We start from the raw sequence: 5322 nt of genomic DNA, 5'->3' as shown, positions 1-5322 counted from the left end.
GCACAAAATAATAATATTGAACATTTTGAGTATTTTTAATAGTGAATTTAAATTAATGCAACACTAGTGGATAAGGTTGAATAAAATTAAAACTTTTAAATAGAAAGATACAACCTTTAGTGAGAAAGTTCTTTAGGGCTTTCTCGCTTTCTTATTTTAATTGGTAAAAAGTGATAAATGATGGACTGAGGTGAGAAACATTGAAATCTCAAACCTTGAGGTTAGTTAATCAGTTACTTTCAGGAAATCAAGATAGTGCGTGGGATATAGTAGAAGAAGCTTTACAAAAAGGAGCAAGTAGCTTAGATATTTATGAAAGTCTTTTGACGCCTGCTATGTACTATATTGGCACGCTTTGGGAAAAGAATATCGTTACGGTTGCAGACGAGCATGTAGCGACTACAACCTGTGATTATGTATTAACACGCTATGGATTAGCAAAGAAAAAGCCAAAAAATATTTAAGAACAGAGTGTATCGTAAAAGACGACAAAGAAAAAAGTGAAAAACAGCTGCACACAACGCTTGTAGAAGAAAAAGACTACACCATGCAAAAGGTAGAGCTTGTGTTGCAAACTGAGCAATCACCGTATGCTTTATTTGAATGTTTCATACAGTGGGATGAAGAAGTTGGGCATTTAGTTTGTATTTATCAAGATGAGCGTATTAAAGAGCTAACAAGGATGGTTCACGCTCACCAAAAGCGACTTGCACATACAGACTTTGAACTACTGCAGAAAAAAGAGAGCTTAGAAGCTTCACTAAAGCGGATTAAGCAACTATCAGCTTCTTTCATTAAGCTTTCTGAAAAGGTAGCTCTTATTCCACTGTTTGGCGATTTAGACGAGCAGCTCGTAACAGAAAATTCCAAAGTGCTCCAAGATGCTACATATGATGGCCACTATTCCATTATGCTCTTTGACTTTTCAGGAATTGATGAACTGAAACCTGAAGGCATCCACGCCTTTTCATCCTTTATGCGTTCGTTTGATATTATGGGAGTTACCTGTTACATCATAGGCATGAAACCATCTCATACAGAAATGTTAAAGGGGAATTCATTTGGTAATCAGATTATCTATATGAATAATTTAAGTGATCTCGTAAACATTAAACATTCTGTTGGGTAAAAAAGCTGTGCGACTGCACAGCTTTTTTTGTTCTTTAAAATATTCCGCTGATTTTTAAATAGGGGAATGTGCATAATAAAGATAGAGTAGGAAGGTGGAAAAATGGAGCATAAAGAACATAGCGGTTTACATAAACATGAGCATAGCCTAGCATGTGGACATACGAAAATTATGCATGATGGTCATATTGATTATGTTCATAACGGTCACCTACACCATAAACATAATGACCATTGGGACGAGTGTGTAATTCCGGTAAATGAAACCAACCGTGATGCATGTCAGCTAATAGAGTGTGGATGTAATTATGAAGAGGATTATGGTCATGAGATGGTACCCCATGGAGATCATATGGACTATTTAGTAAATGGAAGGCTACATCATGTGCATGATGGTCACTGTGACGACCATGGATCAGTAGAAGTCATCACTAATCATTGAATAGACGGAAAATTTTAAAAATGTAAGCGTATACTATTTACAATTTAGGTATCAATTGCTATTATTGTCTTACAGGATACTTGTTCGAATTATCTTGTAAGACAATATACTAAGTCGATTTTCAAAGGAGGAAAAGTTATGATAATGGAAGAATGGTTCGCACTTTTCGCACTTTTCGCACTTGCAGGAGTATGCATGGTCCTTGTTAATCGCATGTTGCACAAAATTTATAAAGAAACAAGTACAGACGGTTCCTAACATCTTCTCTTACATTGAAGGTGTTTTTTTATGGTCTTATATAAGAATATGTTTATATAAAAGAAGCTGGAAAATAAGTATTTAAGTCAACAAGATATCCGAACCGTCGAAAGTTAACTTCTTTTGATAGTTCGGATATCTTTTGTTGGTTTCGAACTTATTCTTATAACTTAACTATTGTAGAAACGTGATGAATCATCTTTGAGAAGAAATCATGACGTTTTGTTCTATACCATTTTTTTATTTAACGTAAACCATTCTTATTTCTAATAAATTACGGAGTAGGTAAATTTTGAGCTTCTTCTTTTTTCATCATATGGGACGGTAGGATAATTTCTTCATCTACTAAGAAGCTAAGAAGCTCTCGCGTAGCAAATGACATATAGCGTTCTTTCTTTAAAATAATACCTAACTCCCACATCGGTGTTGGAGAAGAAATGGGAATGCTACGTATTAAAGGATTATTAATCTTCGGATAAACCGATTTTGGCAAAATAGCAATCCCGAGTTCAGAAGCTACGAGTTCAATGATAAGATCCCACTGTGAGCTTTCATAGGCAATTTTCGGCTGGAAGCCAGCTTCAATACATTCATGAATAATACGGTCGTGAAGCGAGAAATCTTTGCTAAATAAGATGAAAGGTTCTTCTTTTAATTCCGATAGAGATACGACCTGCTTTTGAGCAAGTGGATGTTTATGGTGAATATATAAGTTAAACTCTTCTTGTACAAATGGATAAATATGAAACATTGGGTTTTGGACTGGAAGTACAATAATCCCAAGGTCTACCTGTTCAGACTCAACAAGTTCAACAATACGCTTAGCGCCTAATTCCACGAGTTCTAGTGTTACTTGTGGATGCTTTTTAGTAAACTTTTTTGCAATCATTGGAAAAACAATGGTACCAATTAAAGGTGGTATGCCGACTTTAATTTCACCAGTTGGTAAGTGTCTAAGATCATCTAATAGAGCATGAAGCTCATGTAATGTTGAAACTAATTTTTGGCTTTGATTATATACAACTTGACCTGCATCTGTAAGAGTCAGTTTGCGAGTCGAGCGATCAAATAAATCGACGCCCAACTCTTCTTCAAGCTTTTTCACAATTTTACTCAAAGCAGGTTGAGATAAATGAATAGCAGATGCAGCCTTGGTAAAACTCTTTTGGTTCACAACTTCCATAAAGTGTTGCAGTTCACGAATGTCCATAAGCAAGCCCCTCACTAATATTCTTTGTTTTCATACTATTTATTCTATTTATCTATTTTACTTATGTTTCAATAAAATGTAAACTCTTACATAAGGGAACTGAATGATAATTCATCTTTTTTACAAGAATAAACCTTCTTATTTTGTATAAGAACACAATGTTGTAAGCGTTATCATTAATGGTTATACCCTCAGAAATACCGTTTTTAGAACCTTCAATTTACAGAAATAATAATAGTTGTTCCTCACACATCGCCATTGATTTGTTCTTACATATAAATGAAGAAGAATAAAATAGAAAGATGAAATTTATCAGACTACAAGAACACCTCATAAATAAAGAGAAAATAAAAAGGGGAGAGTGGTCATAATGACATATGTAAAAGGTTTAGAAGGAATTGTAGCGGCTGAAACAAAAGTTGGGCACGTTGATGGAGATAAAGGTCAGCTGATTTACCGTGGATACTGGGCGAAAGATTTAGCAATTAACTATACATTTGAAGAAGTAGCTTACTTGATTTGGAACGGACAGTTACCAAATCATGAACAGCTTAATGAATTTAAAGAAGAGATGAAAGCACATCGCGTATTACCAAAAAATATTGTAGCGCTAATGGATTGTTTACCGAGAGATACAGAAGTCATGAGTGCTCTTCGTACATGCATTTCAGCACTTGGCGATCCATCTTACAGTTGGCCGCCTACAAAAAATCAAGCGGTTGCATTAACGGCAATTGCGCCAACTATTATTGCTTATTGGTATCGTAAAATGAATGGTTTAGAAGTTGTTGAGCCGAATGAGAATCTAGATCACGTGGCTAACTATCTGTATATGATCACAGGAGAAGTACCGGATTCAAGCTTAGTTAAAGCATTGAGCGCATATTTTGTACTTACTATTGAGCATGGTATGAACGCATCAACGTTTTCTTCGCGCGTGGTAGCGTCAACTGAATCAGACATGGTCTCTGCGATTTGCGGAGCGATTGGTGCAATGAAAGGACCTTTACATGGAGGTGCTCCTTCTGGTGTTATTAGCATGTTCCAAGAAATTGGCTCTGCAGAAAACATTGAGCCTTGGGTGCGACAGAAGCTTGGGAACAAAGAGAAAATTATGGGATTTGGACATCGTGTGTACAGAACACATGATCCAAGAGCAGAAGCTTTAAAAGAGGTTTCAAAGCAAATATCAGATGATAACGAATGGTTTGATTTCATTGTAAAAATTGAAGATACAACCATTCGACTGTTAAATGAATATAAGCCAGGAAGAAAAATTTACACGAATGTAGAATATTTTGCTGCAGCTGTTATGAAAGCAGTGGAGCTTCCAGCAGATTTGTTCACACCCACTTTTACGGCAAGTCGACTGGTAGGATGGACTGCACACGTACTTGAGCAGTCAGAAGATAATCGTATTTATCGTCCGCAGTCATCTTATATCGGCTATACGCCAGTGGAACAAAAACAATAAACACTCGAATCAAAAAGAAGCGGATGTTGAAGGATTCGCTTCTTTTTTTGTGAATTAAATGATCACTAGGGTAATAGTTGATAGTAGCAACGAAGTAATGATAATTGCTAGTAGTGGCCGAACAGATTTAGAGCATAGCGTTTTAATGTTAACGTTTAAACCTAAACCAACCATTGCCATTGTTAAAATGAACGTAGTTAAGACAGGGGTGCTACTCATTATTGTATTAGGAATGTGTATATATCTTCCCAAAATATAGCTGTTGAAAATGCTCATTAAAAGAAAACCCACTAAAAACCATGGGAATTTGATAGCTGTTGGTGTCCCTTGTTTTTCTTTCTTTTTCATAAGTAAAACAAACAAAAAGCTAATTGGAATTAACCATACGACTCTGCCCAGCTTGGCTATAATAGCAAGGGATAGAGATTCTTGGCCTGCATGCATAGCAGCGAGGGTTACATGAGCAATTTCATGTAGACTCATGCCAGACCATATTCCGTAATCTTCAGAAGAAAGATGTAAAGCTGACTGAAGAAAAGGGTAGACAATGGAAAAAACACTTCCAAATCATCTAATACATTAAAAATTACAAAAGGATTAGAGAAAGTGAAAACACCTATTATATCGGATGATCAGTTTAGGAAAGAGCTAAAAAAATATTTTCAAATTGTACTATAAAAAAGCACAAGGGTCAGTTACATACAAGTAAACCCTTGTGCTTTTAATTTATTTAATAATAGACACTAGTGTTGCATTAAAATAATTCAACGCTTTATAAAAATCTAAATTTTCAGTAATTTTATCTTTGCA

At 35.5% G+C, this 5322-nt stretch carries 5 protein-coding genes and 1 pseudogene; 4 read left to right on the top strand and 2 right to left on the bottom strand.

Going from position 1 to position 5322, the window contains the following annotated elements:
* Positions 1–200: 200 nt before the first annotated feature.
* From AC1UFB_RS17135 to AC1UFB_RS17125, 3 genes are all read left to right on the top strand, one after another.
* Positions 201–464, top strand: coding sequence for a B12-binding domain-containing protein (locus AC1UFB_RS17135; protein WP_100347168.1), 264 nt, complete (start codon positions 201–203; stop codon positions 462–464).
* Positions 465–568: 104 nt separating this feature from the next.
* Complete coding sequence (locus AC1UFB_RS17130; protein WP_482589543.1) at positions 569–1129, top strand: STAS domain-containing protein; 561 nt, start codon at positions 569–571, stop codon at positions 1127–1129.
* 102 nt (positions 1130–1231) lie between these two features.
* The gene (locus AC1UFB_RS17125; protein ID WP_100347170.1) at positions 1232–1570 is read left to right on the top strand and encodes a hypothetical protein; all 339 of its coding nucleotides are present in this window, start codon (positions 1232–1234) and stop codon (positions 1568–1570) included.
* 532 nt (positions 1571–2102) lie between these two features.
* Here the strand turns inward: AC1UFB_RS17125 and AC1UFB_RS17120 are convergent.
* Positions 2103–3038, bottom strand: coding sequence for a LysR family transcriptional regulator (locus AC1UFB_RS17120; RefSeq protein WP_100347171.1), 936 nt, complete (start codon positions 3036–3038; stop codon positions 2103–2105).
* A gap of 370 nt (positions 3039–3408) precedes the next feature.
* Between AC1UFB_RS17120 and AC1UFB_RS17115 the strand changes: the two genes are divergently transcribed.
* Positions 3409–4512, top strand: coding sequence for a citrate synthase/methylcitrate synthase (locus AC1UFB_RS17115; RefSeq protein ID WP_100347172.1), 1104 nt, complete (start codon positions 3409–3411; stop codon positions 4510–4512).
* 54 nt (positions 4513–4566) lie between these two features.
* Here the strand turns inward: AC1UFB_RS17115 and AC1UFB_RS17110 are convergent.
* A pseudogene (locus tag AC1UFB_RS17110) lies at positions 4567–5067 on the bottom strand (YeiH family protein); the annotation flags it as partial.
* Between the last annotated feature and the right edge of the window lie 255 nt (positions 5068–5322).

The organism is Priestia sp. KCTC 13724 (assembly GCF_056820425.1).
The sequence above is the reverse complement of the archived record's forward strand: the minus strand, read 5'-3'. Positions and strand labels throughout refer to the sequence as shown.

Coding starts and splice junctions, on each gene's coding strand:
- AC1UFB_RS17120 (WP_100347171.1), bottom strand. CDS start 3,038: ATGGACATTCGTGAACTGCAACACTTTATGGAAGTTGTGAACCAAAAG.
- AC1UFB_RS17125 (WP_100347170.1), top strand. CDS start 1,232: ATGGAGCATAAAGAACATAGCGGTTTACATAAACATGAGCATAGCCTA.
- AC1UFB_RS17115 (WP_100347172.1), top strand. CDS start 3,409: ATGACATATGTAAAAGGTTTAGAAGGAATTGTAGCGGCTGAAACAAAA.